Source organism: Nostoc sp. TCL26-01 (assembly GCF_013393945.1).
In the GTDB taxonomy this organism is placed as follows: Bacteria; Cyanobacteriota; Cyanobacteriia; order Cyanobacteriales; family Nostocaceae; genus Trichormus.
The window spans coordinates 2,490,551-2,505,694 of the sequence record NZ_CP040297.1 but is presented as its reverse complement, the minus strand read 5'-3'; the positions used below and the strand labels follow the sequence as shown (position 1 = coordinate 2,505,694).

Sequence of the window (15,144 nt, the reverse complement as noted above, 5' to 3'; positions counted from 1 at the left end):
CTAAGATCATCTTCTCAATCAAATTGCCAGCAAAAAAGCCACCCTTATGGGTGGCAATTTATAATCTTAATTACAGTTCTTAATTAAGCATCGTAGTAGATGTAGAACTCATAGGGATGAGGACGGAGTTGCAACTGTTTAACTTCGTTAGCTAGTTTGTAATCAATCCAGTTTTGGATAAAGTCTTCAGTAAAGACTCCTGATCCTGTTAAGAAAGCGTGATCGTTTTCTAGTGCTTCCAATGCTAGTTCCAGAGAACCGGGTGTAGAAGGAACTTTGGCTAATTCTTCTGGAGAGAGTTCATAGATATTTTTATCTAAGGGTTCACCAGGATGGATTTTGTTCTTAATACCATCAATACCAGCACACAGCATGGCAGCAAATGCCAAGTATGGGTTAGAGGTAGCATCTGGACAACGGAACTCTAAACGCTTGGCTTTGGGGTTAGTACCAGACAGAGGAATCCGCACAGAAGCAGAACGATTACCTTGAGAATAAGCTAAGTTAACTGGTGCTTCATAACCAGGAACTAGGCGTTTGTAAGAGTTGGTGCTGGGGTTGGTAATAGCCAAGAGTGCTGGTGCGTGTTTGAGGATACCACCAATGTAGTACAAGCCCATTTCACTCAAACCAGCATACTGATCACCGGCGAACAGGGGTTGACCATCCTTCCAGATAGATTGGTGACAGTGCATACCGGAACCGTTATCGCCAAAAATTGGTTTTGGCATGAAGGTGACGGTTTTGCCGTATTTTTTAGCAACGTTCTTGATGACGTATTTGTAAATCATCAACCAGTCAGCCGCTTCGATCAATTTACCAAAGCGGAAACCGAGTTCGCACTGTCCACCGGTCGCAACTTCATGGTGATGCTTTTCGATGGGTACGCCACATTTTGCCATTGTTAACAGCATTTCTGTCCGGATGTCTTGGAAAGAATCCGTGGGGGAAACTGGGAAATAACCCTCTTTGAAGCGTGGTTTGTAACCCAGGTTGGGGCCTTCATCTCTACCAGAGTTCCAGCTACCTTCTACAGAGTCTAAGAAATAGTAGCCTTCGTTGGCGGTTTGGGCAAAGCGGGCGCTGTCAAAGATGAAAAATTCAGCTTCAGGGCCAAAGAAAGCTGTATCACCGATGCCGGTAGAAACTAAGTAGTCGATCGCTTTTTGAGCAATGACTCGTGGACAACGGTTGTACCATTCTCCTGTACGAGGTTCTTTGATGCTACAAGTTAGACTCAGCGTTGGCACTTCCATGAATGGGTCGATCCAGGCAGTGTTGGGATCGAGAACCATTGTCATGTCGGATTCGTTGATTGCTTTCCAACCCCGGATGCTGGAACCATCAAAAGGTACGCCATCAGAAAATGAGCTTTCATCGATTTGATTGTGGTACACGGTGAGGTGTTGCCAAGTACCGACTGTATCGATGAATTTTAGGTCAATAAGCTCAATTTTCTGATCTTGAATCAGCTTCAACACTTCTTGGGGGGTTGTCATTGTTACTCCTTACTCTGCCAATTTCTTAAATTAAAACCAGGATCTGCCAAAGCATCTAACCCTACTGAGTGGAACAAAGTTGTGACACACCTGAAATATCGTAGATTCAAAACATTCGACAGTTTTGTAGTCTTTGTTACAGATTGTCTGGATTACAGGTAATATTAACCTTTCTTTCGACATCTGCACAAAACCATGAAAGTTAATCTCATAGGGGTCAACTTTGGCATAGAATCCTTTAAGTAACAGATAGATTATTTTTGTGCCGAATCTATTTTTAATAGCACAAAAATTTACTGGTGCGTAGTTGCAACCAAATTAATATCAAACCATAGATAGCAACGATTGGGAGAAGAAGGAATGCGCGATGCAGTAACAAGCTTAATTAAGAATTATGACGTGGCTGGTCGGTATTTTGACCGGAATGCGCTCGATACCCTCAAATCTTATTTTGAAAGTGGTACGTCTCGTGTACAAGCCGCAGCAGCAATCAACTCCAATGCCGCAGCCCTTGTCAAGCAAGCAGGTGCTAAGTTGTTTGAAGAACTACCAGAGTTGATTCGTCCCGGTGGCAATGCCTACACTACTCGTCGTTATGCAGCTTGTTTACGGGATATGGACTATTACCTGCGCTACGCTACTTATGCGCTGGTGGCTGGCAACACAGATGTTCTCAATGAGCGTGTGCTGCAAGGGTTAAGAGAAACTTATAATTCTTTGGGTGTACCCATTGGCCCAACTGTGCGTGGTGTACAAATTCTCAAGGATTTGGTTAAGGATCAAGTCGCAGGTGCAGGTGTTACCAACACTGCTTTTGTGGATGAACCATTTGACCATATTACTCGTGAGTTAAGCGAGCAGGATATCTAGGGAGTGAGTTACATAAATTAATATAGCGATCGCCTCTTGACTATGTTGAGAAGCGATCGCTTTTTTCAATCTGGAGGATGTAATGATATTTACTTAGCCGATGACGTTGCCTAAACATACAATACTGATACCAAGTATGGCTAACCCGACAAACCGGTATACGCTAGACATGGTTTCCTGATTCATCGCTTGACCAATTTTTTTGGCACTAGTCACAACTGCATACAGAGATAAAACCATACCTAGCAAGTAGGTAAATTGCGATATTCCGCCCACCTGAATAATTGATTGACTATCAAGGTAGCCGAGAGATAAACCAGCGATCGCTCCTAATACGGCTAAAATAAACCAGTGAGGACGGTTGGGTGTAACCAACAAAATACTCAACACAAGACTGGCAACAGCAATAGCTATTTCTGCACCGGGTAGATTCATGTGTGATAAAGACATCAGCCCACCCAAAACTGTGGCAACAATCAACGAGCCAGTGATGAATGCCGCTTGCATCATACCAGATGCGATGTAGCCAATAGCTAAGGTATTGACTAAACTATCAAAGTGAAGCACTGGATCTGCTACTCCCCACAAGAAACCATCTCCAAAGTTAGAGATAGAATGTTGCAGTGATAATCCATTTACAGAACTTAACAAACTAATTAATATAAGAGCAGCGATCGCTCCAATGTAACGAACAGCTTTTGATGTGGTCAACATTGTTATTTAAGGTTAGTTTTTTGACACTTTATACTTCCCCGACTGTGATCAAAACTAACGCTATCCATAAATCTGACTAATGCTAAGATTAGTCTCTGTGGTTTGAAAAGTTATGTTGTTTACCACAGAGTCACAGAGGCACAGAGAAATGAAAAACTAACGGAGTAGTTCTTCTACTTGGTGCTGGCTCCATAAGTTTCTGTAAAGACCATCTTTCTGGACTAGTTGGAGATGGTTGCCAATCTGGACAATTTTCCCTTTATCCATAACAAAAATTCTATCAGCCACTGCCGCCGCCGAAAGTTGATGGGTGATAAAAATTACTGTCTTGCGTGCTGTACCACCGGAGAGGTTGTTGAGGATTTGTGTAGCTGTTTGATTATCTACACTGGAAAGGGCATCATCCAAGATTAAAACGGGGGCATGGACAAGCATAGCCCTAGCTAAAGCTGTACGCTGCCTTTGCCCACCAGATAGGGTAATACCGCGTTCACCGACGAGAGTTTCATATTGCTGAGGAAAGTTAATAATTTCTGGGTGAATTTGCGCTAATTTAGCTACATACTCGACATTTTCATATTGACTATTGGGGTCGCTGTAGCGGATATTATTTTTAATAGTGGTACTAAACAAAAAACTATCTTGAGGGACGTAGGCGATCGCACCGCGTAAATCGGTCAAAGCTATACTAGTAATATCTAGCCCATCGAGAAACAACTGTCCTGGCTGAATTTCTAATAATCTGGGTAAAGCATTAGCTAAAGTTGACTTACCAGAACCGATAGCACCCACAATTGCTACTGTTTCCCCAGGCTTAATTGTAAAATTAACCTCATCTAAAGCTGGGTTAGCCGAGTCAGGGTAAGTATAACTGAGATTTTTGGCAGTTAATTCCCCTTTCACTTCATTGACTGGGAGATGTATCACATCATCAGCATCTCGAATTTTAGCTGTGACACTAAAGATAGCTTCTAAACGATCTATACTCACCTCACCTCGCTGGTAAGCTGAGATGGTGAAACCCAACAAAGCCGTAGGAAAAACTAGACGCTCAATGTATATCAACAGCGCTAAAAAATCACCCACAGCTAATGTTCCATCTGCAATTTGTCCTGTTCCTAGCCAGATAATTACCAGTGAACTGAGACTTGCCAAACCCCCGATGATAGGAAATAGAGTATTGCGACTTTTGGCTAATTCCAAGTTAGCCGTCAAAAGCTGCTGATTTTGTTGAGCAAAAGCTCGACGCTCATTTTCTTCTTGGGCGTAAATTTTAATTAAAGCAATACCGCTAATATCTTCTTGAATTAGCCCACTGATATCAGAGAGTTGTTCTTGTACTACTGCTTGTTGTTGGCGTAACCGATTACTAAACAAATTCACCAACACAAACATCAAAGGATACACAGCCAAAGCCGATAGTGTCAAATTCACACTAATTGTCAGCATGGCTGGTAGAGTTAGAGCATAGGCAAAAAAGGTATTGGCAAAACTTAAGACAGCAAAACCCACTAACCGCCTGACATTCTCTACATCACTAGTAGCTCTACTAATCAAATCACCGATGGAGTTGGTAGCAAAGTAAGCAGGCTCTAGTTTGAGGAGATGTTCAAAAATCCGTTGCTTGAGATCAAATTCTACCTGTCTCCCCACACCAAACAACCAAATCCGCGAAGCCATGCGGATCATCAACATCGCAGAACTGAGTAAAATAATAATTACTACATAGTGTAGTATTTGGTTCCAGTTAAAGCTCGTAGACAGTTTATCAAGACAAGCGCGAATCAACCAGGGAATATAGACACCCAGCCCATTCACCGACAACAAAGCCAAAATGCCCAACGCCGCCTCTCGCCAATGGGGAAGCAGGTAAGCAGCCAGTTTAGCAATTCTTCGAGATTGTGCCATTCAATGATGAGTGCTGAGTGATGAGTGCTGAGTGATGAGTAATGAGTGGTTAGTGGTAAATGCTAAGTCATTCTTTCTTGATTTTGAATTTTGAATTGCTATAGCCTCACACTTTATGCCCTGCGTCCACGTAAGAAGATAGAAATCTCACGTAGATAACTCTCCCAGATTACCGTTGTTTGTTGTAGTGTTTGGGCATTGGGGACAAAATATTCAATCCGCAAACCTCTAGTTCTAATTTCTTGAGGATTTTGCAACAAAATCGGCGGAGCTTTCATCTCCAGAGAGTTGAAATTAGGTAAGATGTTATTCCCAGTAACATCAGTAGTTGCCGGGTTTAAAGCTACCAAAGTCTCAGTAGGTAATAGAGCTGCCGGGACGGGTGGATTACCTAGAAAGTATGCTACTACAGGTGTACTGGACAAGATTAAAATTCCCAATGCCCAGCCTAAATAGTATCCTCCTGGCTTGTCTATACCGCCACCCTTGACAATTTTCTGCGCGCCAAAAAACAAGAGCAAAATTGAAGCCCCCAGAGGTTTGAGGGGAAACGAGACAAACTGCCACAAAGCAGCCACTGCTGGTTCATCAGGGTTAACAAACGACAGAATTACAATCAGCAGCAACAAAATTAAGAGAAATCTGCCAGCAAAATTGCCAGTTGGGTAAATTCGCTGGAACAGTGAATAGACAATCGTACCAATCAGTAGCCACAGCAGGATTCTGCTTAATAGTAGAAACATAAGATTTACTCTCTAATCTCCTTTTGCGGCGATCCTAGAGGTTTAATTAAGTGGATTTATTTTAACGTCAACAGTAATTGCATCATTACTTGACTTAAAATACCTCAACCCTCACACCAAAGAACACCGTCGTAGTGATTTTAGTGCAATTTTTAACCACTGCGTCTAATATTTATAATTTTCAGATTGGTAATTTGACACACCCGTAATCTAAATTAATTGAGTAGTTGTCACTCAAAAGGAAAAACTATGTCACCCGAAAAGCCCAGTATTTTAGTCACAGGGGGAGCAGGATATATTGGTTCGCACACTGTACTTGCTCTCAAACAAGCAGGTTACGACGTGGTGATACTAGATAACTTAGTCTATGGGCATCGTGACCTAGTAGAAAAGGTTTTGCAAGTAGAACTGGTGGTAGGTGACACAGGCGATCGCCCTTTGTTAGATGATTTATTTACATCTCGTCATTTTGATGCCGTCATGCACTTTTCCGCTTATGCTTATGTAGGCGAATCTGTATCTGACCCTGCTAAATACTACCGCAACAACGTTTTAGGGACTTTAACCCTGTTGGAAGCAATGTTGGCAGCATCTGTAAAGAAATTTGTCTTTTCTTCCACTTGTGCCACCTATGGTGTACCAACAGTTGTTCCCATTCCCGAAGATCATCCCCAAAACCCGATTAATCCCTATGGGGCGACAAAGTTAATGGTGGAAAGGATTCTGTCTGATTTTGATGTAGCTTACGATTTCAAATCAGTCCGTTTCCGTTATTTTAATGCGGCTGGTGCTAATCCCAACGGTTTATTAGGGGAAGATCACAACCCTGAAACCCATCTCATCCCCTTGGTACTAATGACAGCTTTAGGTAAACGCCAAGCCATCTCCATTTTCGGCACTGACTACCCCACACCTGACGGAACTTGTATTCGAGATTATATTCACGTCAATGATTTAGCCGATGCTCACGTTTTGGGCTTGGAATATCTACTCAAGGGTGGCGATAGTGAAGTATTTAACTTAGGTAACGGCCAAGGCTTCTCCGTCAGAGAGGTAATTACAGCAGCCGAAAAAGTGACTGGATTAACTATACCAGTAGAAGAAAGCGATCGCCGTCCTGGAGATCCCCCCAGTTTAATTGGTAGTGGCGAAAAAGCCAGAAAAATTCTCGGCTGGCAACCCCAATATGCCGATATCAAAGACATTGTGACTCACGCCTGGCAATGGCATCAACAGCGACATAAGTAAAAATGGGGAGTGGGAAACAAAAAATCCTTGTAGAGACGTAGCAGTGCTACGTCTCTACGGCTATTCTCTACTCCCCCGCTTATTGATGACTAAGAGTATGCCTAAAACTGCGACAATTGGTAGAGCGATCGCCCACAATGGTATGAGATTAGGCTGAGATTCACTACTAGCTACAGCTATATTTTTATTGACATATTTAGAATTTTGTGCATTAACTGTGCTTCCGCCTGCCACAGTTACTTCAAAGGTAAATTTAAAAGGTTGGAAATTTGCCCCAGATGTGGGTCTACCACTAAGCTGTAGTTGATAAATCCCTGCTTTAGGGAAAGTAATATCTGCTCCTGGTATGCCTTGATAGCGTTCCGCATTGACTGGTTTTAGGGATGGTTCTATGAGTGCTGGTTCATCAGGTGTGTGGGGTTCAGCGTAGACAGCTAATTGACAGTTACATTGTTGCAGGGGTATGACTTTCCCACCTTTACGAGTCAAAGCAAACCAAGCTTGTGTAGACTCCCCAGCACGAGGATTATCATTAGGTTCAATATGCAGTGTACCACCAACATCTGCTGCAACTTCTATCTTATGGGCAGCAGCTAATGGAACATTGGTTACAGATAAAACCAAGTAACCAAATAATAATGTCAGACGCTGATGGACACTGGTATTTGTGAATAACATGGGATTTTTAATTGGTAAAACACCTGCTATATAAAAATGGACATGAGTGGTTATTTGTCAGTTGTCAGTAAAATTAGTTATTCTCTCCTTGTCCCCTTGTTCCTCTACTTCCTCGGAGGCACATAAAATTTTTCTGGGGCTAACTTTGACCACAAAAATTTTGAACGCAGCAGCAATATAGCGAGGGTGATAATTCCTAAGAGAAGTGTTGCTAATTTATTTGCCCAAGTTAATTGTAGGGAACCCAAGTAATGAGAGCCAATCAACACCGCATGAATTGCACTTAACAACAAAGCTGGGACGCTTAACAAATGAATTTGCCGCCAGTATTTACCTAAAGATTTTTGTAATGAGTCCCAACTTGTGAAAGCGGCGGGGGTCATTAATATTAATGCTACAGCACCGGCAGCGATCGCCAATTGAAATTCTGGTGGTAAAAACCAAAAAGCCGCAAAATTCCACCCTAATGAATGTTCAATCATGTGGGTGGTATGCACTACAGACAATACAAATGCCCCAACCCCCAAAACACGACGATAACGCAGCAGAGATGGGCATATTTTACTGATGGGACGGGCAATCAATGCCAGAATTAAACACAGCAATGCTGCGTGTCCGGTGTAATCTACCATTGTGTCACCAGTGCGTAGCAAGGTGATTGTGCCAATGATGAGGGTAATCCAACCACCTAAACGAAACAACTGACTACGTTGATCTTGACTTACTAAAGAAGTGGATACACCTACACCTAGCATAGTGGGTAGAGTTCCCAAACCAAAAGCCAGCATAGTCGCTGTGCCTATCCATAAGTTACCAGTCTCCGCCGCTTTAATTTGAGCAGCGTATAAAAAACCACAAGGCATTAAACCCCATGTCATACCCAAAAGCATCGGTGTCCACCAACGCTTTTGTAAGGAAAGTTTGATCATTCCCGTACTTAGGCGATTATGTAAATTGCTTTTGAGTAGAGGATGTAATACTGGCAAACGTGGGATTAAATCTGGCGTTAATTGTCCCAAGCCAAACCAAATCAACATCACACCAGTAATAATTGCCATCATCCGCCGGAAATCACTACCCACACCCGCCAATTGTCCACTTTGTAATAGCACAGAACCCAGCGCCCCAATTCCTGCACCTACAAGGGCATAACTCAACATCCTTCCCAAGTTGAGCAAAAAATGAAACTTTAATTGCTGTTGCCAAGTCGGAGAGGTTGTTTGGGGTGGTATCTGTCTCAAATCATCTTGGTGAGGAGTTGGATTTTGATGAGACAGGGAAAATGCTACTGTCAAGGGGCCGCACATTCCGAAGCAATGCCCAAAACTGCCCAAAAACCCCAGGATGATCATAAGTGATAAATCTAGCATAGACAAAATCCGGAGGCACAATTCTAGGGCAGCAATTTAGTTTATATTAGTAACTTTTGTCAAAAGACAAGCCGTCAAAAGGAGGGATGGGGAGATGGGGAGAGGGGGGGAGTGGGGGAAAGAGTAATTAAGTAATTTTCTCCTTGTCCCCTTGTCCCCTTGTCCCCTTTTGAATTTTGAATTTTGAATTGATTTGTCCCCTCGTCTCTCATTGTTTACGTTACCGTAAGTCTGGGATACAAAAATTAACTTGAGATGAAAAAATGGATTTGGTTGATACTGTTGGTATTAGTGGTAGTTGTAATTGTCGGTAGTAGGGGTAGTGCTTTTTTTGAGCAAAGTCCCTTACCGGAAACTGTTGTCAGTACACCAGTGACGACACCCCAACCACAACCAACGCAGCAAGAAGTCAGTCATGATTTACAAGTGTCTGTCGATAATTTATTAGGGCATATTCAAAAGTTAAATTTTCAGCGTTATACAAATGTGGAGCGATCGCACACTCGAACGTATATCATTAACGAACTACGTAAATTTGGTTGGACACCAAAGTTAGAAAAATTTGCTGATGGAGTCAATGTCTTCGCCCAACGTCAGGGAACTGACAACACAGCCGATGCAATCTTGATAGGCGCTCATTATGACACAGTAGCTGCTTCCCCTGGTGCAGATGATAACGCTAGTGGTGTGGCTGTCTTACTAGAAATTGCCCGACTTTTTGCCTCCCATCCCACACCCCGGACTTTACAATTAGCTTTTTTTGACAAAGAAGAAGCAGGATTAATCGGGAGTAAAGCTTTTGTCACCAAAACCAAACGCTTACAAAATCTCCAAGGCGTGATAATTTTAGACATGGTTGGTTATGCTTGCTATATTCCTGGCTGTCAAAAATACCCCACAGCATTACCTGTTACACCCCCCAGCGACAAAGGTGATTTTTTAGTAGCTGTAGGTGATACCGAACATTTGCCTTTACTCAAAGCCTTTGAAAATACCCATCACCAAAATCTCCCCACCATCCTCACCCTACCAATTCCTTTAAAAGGTATACTTACCCCTGATACACTCCGCAGCGATCATGCGTCATTCTGGTATCAAGGCGTGGGTGCAGTTTTAGTCACCGATACAGCCAACCTCCGCACCCCCCACTACCACCAACCCAGTGATACACCAGCAAATATCGAGCGATCGTTTTTCGCTGGTTCTGCTCAAATAGTAGTTAATGCTGTAAATTTTTTGGCTAATAGGCAATAGTCAATGGTCAAGAGTCAATAGTCAATGGTCAATAGTCATTAGTCATTAGTCATTAGTCATTAGTCAGCACTCCCTCACTCATTTTCGCGGATAAGTCAAAGTCCAGTTTTCAGGCTGATTTAATTGGAAATATAAACCTTGCAGAATTAATCTGAATGCAATCCGCGTTCTGAGATAATCTCTAATTAGATGAGTTCCTGGTTCAGCAAAAATGTCACTATAGTTTTGACTATAACCAAAGGGTTTAGAACAATCACTGCCAAAACCTTTGACTGTCAACACAAAAAAAGGTGTTTCCTTATATTCATCAGGAACTACAAATATTCCATATACCTGATGTTCGCCACGCCACGGTTGAACTACTACTTCAGTCGCTTGGACTTGAAATTTTTTTCTCTTTGATGCCAAAAAAGCTTCTGCATTACACTGTGAATCATCAACCGGCCACCAAAGTGTAATTAAAATTAACGAAACTAGCAAAATTCCTATATAGTAAGTAATTCTACGCTTCATAGTTATCAATAGTCATTAATCAATAGTCATTAGTCATTAGTCATTAGTCATTAGATTTTCTTCTTCTCCCTCACTCTCTCACTCCCTCCCTCCCTCCCCACTCTCTAATTCCCCAAAAACTCACAGGAGAAATCAGGTAAAGTAAAGTAAAGATAAGTTAAGAATTTTCTAAAAACGTAAATGAGTGTTTCACAATTACAGGAAATTGCTGATCAGTTAGAAAGTCCAAATTTGCGCGATCGCATGGTAGCCCTTGCTAGTTTGCGAAATATACCAGCTGAGGATGCTGTACCTTTGATTAAAAAGGTGTTGAATGATGAATCGTTGCAACTGCGATCGATGGCTATATTTGCTCTAGGCATCAAACAAACAACAGAATGTTACTCAATTTTGGTTAAAATTCTGGAAAATGACCCGGATTATGGCATTCGTGCTGATGCTGCTGGTGCTTTGGGCTATTTAGGTGATGTTAGAGCTTTTGAAGTGCTTTCACGAGCTTTTTATGAAGATACCGATTGGCTAGTCCGCTTTAGCGCGGCTGTTTCTTTAGGTAATCTTAAAGATCCACGGGCCCATCAAATTTTGATTCAGGCATTAGAGAGTAAAGAAATAGTGTTGCAACAAGCTGCCATTTCAGCTTTAGGCGAAATTCAAGATATCGAGTCTGTCGATAGTCTCTTGCGCTTTGCCCAATCAGATGATTGGTTAGTTAGACAAAGGCTAGCAGAATCCTTGGGTAATCTGCCAACTCCCAAGAGTGTATCAGCATTGAAATACTTGGAAAAAGATAGTCATCCCAATGTAGCGGAAGCAGCTAGGATTGGTCTAAAGAGACTTGAGGAAATGGAGCAAAAGTAACGAGTGCTGAGTGGTGAGTGCTAAGTGCTGAGTAAGGAGTGCTGAGTGAAAAGAAAGAAAATAAGGAGTCGATCTTGTGTTGTGGCTTTTCCTAGTTGAGTGAGGTACAGATTTTTAGTCAACAGAGGCTACCCGCATTTCTCACAAGCAAGTAGGGGCGGGTTAACAGATATGCTGATATTATTCACCAGTATCTCACTTGACCCGCCCCTACGACCTCTGGATTAGAGTGGTGTACTTCATCAGCATGAAAATCGCTATAACTATAATCTGTCAGTACTAATTAGAGGTAGACTCACAACTCATAACTCTCTGACTTCCACTCATAACTCATTGTTGAGATCAATGTCTCTTCTAGCTTTTAATAATAATAAGTGGGATTTTGAGAATTTTAACTCAGGGTAATTTCATTCATGAATATTGAAGAATTTTTTGAATTAAGTGCTGGCAAATGGTTTTCTCATCGCACCAGTCATCATTTGGCGTTTAAGCAATCTGAAGATGGTAAGTCTGATCTTGTCATTGAAACTCTACCCGCAGATCATCCAGAAGTGATCAAACTCTGTGAATTGTACGAAGTTCCTCCTAGTGAAGCCTCCTGTGGTGCAAGAGTTACCTGGAACGGCACAATGGAATGGGATGAAGAAAAACACACGGGATCTACGGTGTTGGTAACTGTGCCAGATGCAGATAATCCTCATGAAGGCAGATTACTGCGAGAAATGGGTTATGCTGAAAAGGCTCCTGTAGCTGGACGTTATAAGATGGGCAGTGATGACGCTTTGACGCTAACTACAGAGTATGAAACCATGTGGTCTGAAGAACGCCTATGGTTCGCTAGTCCTAATCTCAGAATGCGTGTCAGTGTATTAAAGCGCTTCGGTGGCTTTAGTATGGCTTCTTTTACCTCGGAAATTCGTATGGGTGGTAGTCCATCTGTGGCGAAGGTATCAGAAGTAGCTAGTTCTAAATAGGAGAAAAATTCTGGTCGAGACGTAGCAGTGCTATGTCTCGACTGCTATATATTAATAAGATAATCTCATCAAAAAACTCGCAGAACTTTAAATGGACTGGATTACGCTACTGCGATCGCTACAGTCTGATTTTATTAAAAGGTTATCATCTGGTTGTCTGCTGCACTGTGAAATAGAAGGTCAATACAGTGAGTTAACAATTATCTCTGGTGAGAGATTAAAGGCTCTAAGGGGTTTTTGTTGGCAGATGGCGGAAAAATATAAGCGAGTTTCGCCAGTTCGAGATGTTTTTGTCAGCTATCTCAAGGGAAAATTAGGTGAGGAAGTCGTCAAGGAACGTTTAGCTAATTTAATTACCGAAGTAGATTACGAAAAGCGTTTTGGTGGTGATGGGAAGATAGATTTTACCTTAACTAATAACCCTAATATTGGAGTTGAAGTAAAATCTCGTCACGGCAGTATCGACAGAGTGAGATGGTCAATTAGTTCAGAAGAAGTTGAAAAAAATGCAGTTGTAGTTTGCATTTTAATTCAAGAGGAAGTTAACGAAGCCCAATCACAATATCATTTATTATTAGCTGGCTTTTTGCCTACGCAAATGATTAAGTTGAAAACAGGAAAAATTTCATTTGGCATAGAGCAATTATTGTATGGTGGTGGTTTATGGGGCTATTTAGAAAGTTTACAATCACCGATAAGTAATCATCATCAGCCGCGACCACAAATTTATCAACATCAGCCAGGATTACCCTCTCCTACAAATAATGACCAATTATTTAAACATTCTTTATTATATACGGAAATCAAAAAAGTTTTACATTACAATCGAGATGAAGAATTAAATTTAGATTATAGCAACCTTGGTGATGAATGTTTTGCTAAAGGAGAGTATGCAGCATCTATTAATAATTATAATCAAGCATTGCAGATAAATTCTACTGATGCTGAACTATATTATAAACGAGGTTTAACTTATTATCAAATAGGAGATTATGAAGCGGCGATCGCTGATTACTCCCAAGCAATTAATCTGAATCTCCATGATGCCAAATCTTATCATAAACGTGGTTTATCTTTAGTACAAATAGGAGATTATGAAGCAGCAATTGATGATTATACTCAAGCAATTAAACTTAATCCCCTAGCTGCCATCGCTTATAAAAATCGTGCCGAAGCACGCTCTCATCTAGGAGATAATCAAGGTGCAATTGAAGACCATACACAAGCGATTAAAATTAATCCTCAGTATGCAGATATTTATAAAAACCGTGGTATTTCCCGTTATCTTTTAGGGTATCAACAAGGATTTACCCAAGCAATTAAAATTAATCCTCATGATGCCAGCGCTTACAAAAATCGTGGTAATGCTCGTGCTGATATTGGAGATTATATAGGAGCGATCGCTGATTATACTCAAGCCATCGAGATTAGTCCTGATTATGCTGATGCTTACTATAATCGAGGTAATGCGCGTTATGATTTAGGGGATGAAATAGGAGCGATCGCTGATTATACCCAAGCTATCGAAATTAATCCCCATTACGCCAATGCTTATTACAATCGAGGTAATGTTCTCATTGCCATGAAAGACAAGCAAAAAGCCATTGCAGATTTTCAAAAAGCAGCAGATATATATCGTCAAGCAGGTGATTTAGCAGCACTAAAAGATACACGAGAGAGAATTCTCGAGTTAGAAATAGAAGAATCTATAGATATTTTAAATTTTTAATCTTTCTACTTTTTTGCAGTCCCAATCCTTGTAGTTAAGCAATCTACTCTTATCACCTCACTTTCTTACTGGAGTTGAATTTAAACCCAAGTAAAAAAAGTTCTCTAACCAACTGCAAATCCATCAAATTGCCGCATAAATGGTGAATGATATGCTAGTACAATATCCTCCCTAGCAACTCCTAGTTTGACAAGTTCATCCGCAAATCCAATCTCAGTTCCATCATGCTGTATCCAAATTTTGCCATCTTTAATATCAATATGCACCGAACAGCCATAAATCCTTCGCTCATCTTTCCATCCAGCACTCACAACTTGATAGTGATCCCGTTCTAAATCAAAAACAGGCATCACTTCAATTTCACCTGATGAGAATTTATAGCTTGCATATTGTGCTAGGATTTGTTTTACTAACTGCCGATATTTTTCTACCTTTTCCATTCGACAATGACCTCTTGTTTAGGATCGTAAATCAAAAGTTTCAACTGGTATTTATAGCTTTTTTATCTGATGAGGTACTCAGTAAATTGCTAATAAAACTAGAAAGACCTCAGCGTTACTCTGCGCTTACCTCTGCGCCCCTCTGCGTTTAAAAAATTGATCCTGTACTCACTGCACTGAGAACCACTATAGATACAACTATTTGAACAAATCGCTTTTTTACAGACATTGTTATATCAATCTAAAATCTAAATTTAATTTATATTACTTAATTCTACCAGCTAAACACGACTAGGTGTAAAAATTGCCTATCTAAGCAAGTAATTTTAGAAATCAAATCGGATTC

At 41.1% G+C, this 15,144-nt stretch carries 14 protein-coding genes; 6 read left to right on the top strand and 8 right to left on the bottom strand.

Going from position 1 to position 15,144, the window contains the following annotated elements; translation table 11 throughout:
• Nucleotides 1-83 precede the first annotated feature (83 nt).
• Entirely contained in the window at nucleotides 84-1,499 is a 1,416-nt protein-coding gene (glnA, locus tag FD725_RS10810) for a type I glutamate--ammonia ligase (RefSeq protein WP_179048139.1), read from the bottom strand.
• Between the two features lie 360 nt (nucleotides 1,500-1,859).
• Here glnA and apcB point away from each other — a divergent pair, with 360 nt between their 5' ends.
• Nucleotides 1,860-2,369 carry an allophycocyanin subunit beta gene (apcB, locus tag FD725_RS10805; protein ID WP_179048138.1) on the top strand — a complete coding sequence of 170 codons (510 nt, stop codon included), beginning with the start codon at nucleotides 1,860-1,862 and terminating at the stop codon, nucleotides 2,367-2,369.
• A 93-nt stretch (nucleotides 2,370-2,462) separates the two neighbouring features.
• Here the strand turns inward: apcB and FD725_RS10800 are convergent, their stop codons facing one another.
• The 3 genes from FD725_RS10800 to FD725_RS10790 all read right to left on the bottom strand — a co-directional run bounded on the left by FD725_RS10800 (nucleotide 2,463) and on the right by FD725_RS10790 (nucleotide 5,734).
• A complete protein-coding gene (locus FD725_RS10800; RefSeq protein WP_179048137.1) occupies nucleotides 2,463-3,083 on the bottom strand; it encodes a HupE/UreJ family protein in 621 nt (206 codons plus the stop codon).
• A gap of 156 nt (nucleotides 3,084-3,239) precedes the next feature.
• Complete coding sequence (locus FD725_RS10795; protein WP_179048136.1) at nucleotides 3,240-4,991, bottom strand: ABC transporter ATP-binding protein; 1,752 nt, start codon at nucleotides 4,989-4,991, stop codon at nucleotides 3,240-3,242.
• A 113-nt stretch (nucleotides 4,992-5,104) separates the two neighbouring features.
• A complete protein-coding gene (locus FD725_RS10790) occupies nucleotides 5,105-5,734 on the bottom strand; it encodes a hypothetical protein (protein WP_179048135.1) in 630 nt (209 codons plus the stop codon).
• 249 nt (nucleotides 5,735-5,983) lie between these two features.
• Between FD725_RS10790 and galE the strand changes: the two genes are divergently transcribed.
• Nucleotides 5,984-6,982 (top strand): UDP-glucose 4-epimerase GalE, encoded by a 999-nt coding sequence (gene galE / locus FD725_RS10785; protein ID WP_179048134.1) that lies wholly within the window; start codon nucleotides 5,984-5,986, stop codon nucleotides 6,980-6,982.
• Between the two features lie 60 nt (nucleotides 6,983-7,042).
• Here the strand turns inward: galE and FD725_RS10780 are convergent, their stop codons facing one another.
• Both FD725_RS10780 and FD725_RS10775 read right to left on the bottom strand, forming a co-directional pair.
• Nucleotides 7,043-7,660 (bottom strand): hypothetical protein, encoded by a 618-nt coding sequence (locus tag FD725_RS10780; RefSeq protein WP_179048133.1) that lies wholly within the window; start codon nucleotides 7,658-7,660, stop codon nucleotides 7,043-7,045.
• A gap of 104 nt (nucleotides 7,661-7,764) precedes the next feature.
• A complete protein-coding gene (locus FD725_RS10775) occupies nucleotides 7,765-9,030 on the bottom strand; it encodes a sulfite exporter TauE/SafE family protein (protein ID WP_179048132.1) in 1,266 nt (421 codons plus the stop codon).
• A gap of 255 nt (nucleotides 9,031-9,285) precedes the next feature.
• On the opposite strand from FD725_RS10775, the gene FD725_RS10770 reads away from it, so the two are divergent.
• Nucleotides 9,286-10,284 carry a M28 family peptidase gene (locus tag FD725_RS10770; protein WP_179048131.1) on the top strand — a complete coding sequence of 333 codons (999 nt, stop codon included), beginning with the start codon at nucleotides 9,286-9,288 and terminating at the stop codon, nucleotides 10,282-10,284.
• A 78-nt stretch (nucleotides 10,285-10,362) separates the two neighbouring features.
• Here the strand turns inward: FD725_RS10770 and FD725_RS10765 are convergent, their stop codons facing one another.
• Entirely contained in the window at nucleotides 10,363-10,797 is a 435-nt protein-coding gene (locus tag FD725_RS10765) for a hypothetical protein (protein WP_179048130.1), read from the bottom strand.
• Between the two features lie 180 nt (nucleotides 10,798-10,977).
• Between FD725_RS10765 and FD725_RS10760 the strand changes: the two genes are divergently transcribed.
• The 3 genes from FD725_RS10760 (at nucleotide 10,978) to FD725_RS10750 (ending at nucleotide 14,358) form a co-directional block, all read left to right on the top strand.
• Nucleotides 10,978-11,655: a HEAT repeat domain-containing protein gene (locus tag FD725_RS10760; protein ID WP_179048129.1), complete on the top strand. Its 678-nt coding sequence runs from the start codon at nucleotides 10,978-10,980 to the stop codon at nucleotides 11,653-11,655.
• Between the two features lie 413 nt (nucleotides 11,656-12,068).
• Nucleotides 12,069-12,629 (top strand): phycobiliprotein lyase, encoded by a 561-nt coding sequence (locus FD725_RS10755; protein ID WP_179048128.1) that lies wholly within the window; start codon nucleotides 12,069-12,071, stop codon nucleotides 12,627-12,629.
• A 91-nt stretch (nucleotides 12,630-12,720) separates the two neighbouring features.
• Nucleotides 12,721-14,358 carry a tetratricopeptide repeat protein gene (locus tag FD725_RS10750; RefSeq protein WP_179048127.1) on the top strand — a complete coding sequence of 546 codons (1,638 nt, stop codon included), beginning with the start codon at nucleotides 12,721-12,723 and terminating at the stop codon, nucleotides 14,356-14,358.
• A gap of 104 nt (nucleotides 14,359-14,462) precedes the next feature.
• Here FD725_RS10750 and FD725_RS10745 read toward each other — a convergent pair whose 3' ends face one another.
• On the bottom strand, nucleotides 14,463-14,798 hold the full coding sequence (locus tag FD725_RS10745) for a XisI protein (RefSeq protein ID WP_179048126.1): 336 nt from the start codon (nucleotides 14,796-14,798) through the stop codon (nucleotides 14,463-14,465).
• Nucleotides 14,799-15,144: the final 346 nt, after the last annotated feature.

Coding starts and splice junctions, on each gene's coding strand:
- glnA (WP_179048139.1), bottom strand. CDS start 1,499: ATGACAACCCCCCAAGAAGTGTTGAAGCTGATTCAAGATCAGAAAATT.
- apcB (WP_179048138.1), top strand. CDS start 1,860: ATGCGCGATGCAGTAACAAGCTTAATTAAGAATTATGACGTGGCTGGT.
- FD725_RS10800 (WP_179048137.1), bottom strand. CDS start 3,083: ATGTTGACCACATCAAAAGCTGTTCGTTACATTGGAGCGATCGCTGCT.
- FD725_RS10795 (WP_179048136.1), bottom strand. CDS start 4,991: ATGGCACAATCTCGAAGAATTGCTAAACTGGCTGCTTACCTGCTTCCC.
- FD725_RS10790 (WP_179048135.1), bottom strand. CDS start 5,734: ATGTTTCTACTATTAAGCAGAATCCTGCTGTGGCTACTGATTGGTACG.
- galE (WP_179048134.1), top strand. CDS start 5,984: ATGTCACCCGAAAAGCCCAGTATTTTAGTCACAGGGGGAGCAGGATAT.
- FD725_RS10780 (WP_179048133.1), bottom strand. CDS start 7,660: ATGTTATTCACAAATACCAGTGTCCATCAGCGTCTGACATTATTATTT.
- FD725_RS10775 (WP_179048132.1), bottom strand. CDS start 9,030: ATGCTAGATTTATCACTTATGATCATCCTGGGGTTTTTGGGCAGTTTT.
- FD725_RS10770 (WP_179048131.1), top strand. CDS start 9,286: ATGAAAAAATGGATTTGGTTGATACTGTTGGTATTAGTGGTAGTTGTA.
- FD725_RS10765 (WP_179048130.1), bottom strand. CDS start 10,797: ATGAAGCGTAGAATTACTTACTATATAGGAATTTTGCTAGTTTCGTTA.
- FD725_RS10760 (WP_179048129.1), top strand. CDS start 10,978: ATGAGTGTTTCACAATTACAGGAAATTGCTGATCAGTTAGAAAGTCCA.
- FD725_RS10755 (WP_179048128.1), top strand. CDS start 12,069: ATGAATATTGAAGAATTTTTTGAATTAAGTGCTGGCAAATGGTTTTCT.
- FD725_RS10750 (WP_179048127.1), top strand. CDS start 12,721: ATGGACTGGATTACGCTACTGCGATCGCTACAGTCTGATTTTATTAAA.
- FD725_RS10745 (WP_179048126.1), bottom strand. CDS start 14,798: ATGGAAAAGGTAGAAAAATATCGGCAGTTAGTAAAACAAATCCTAGCA.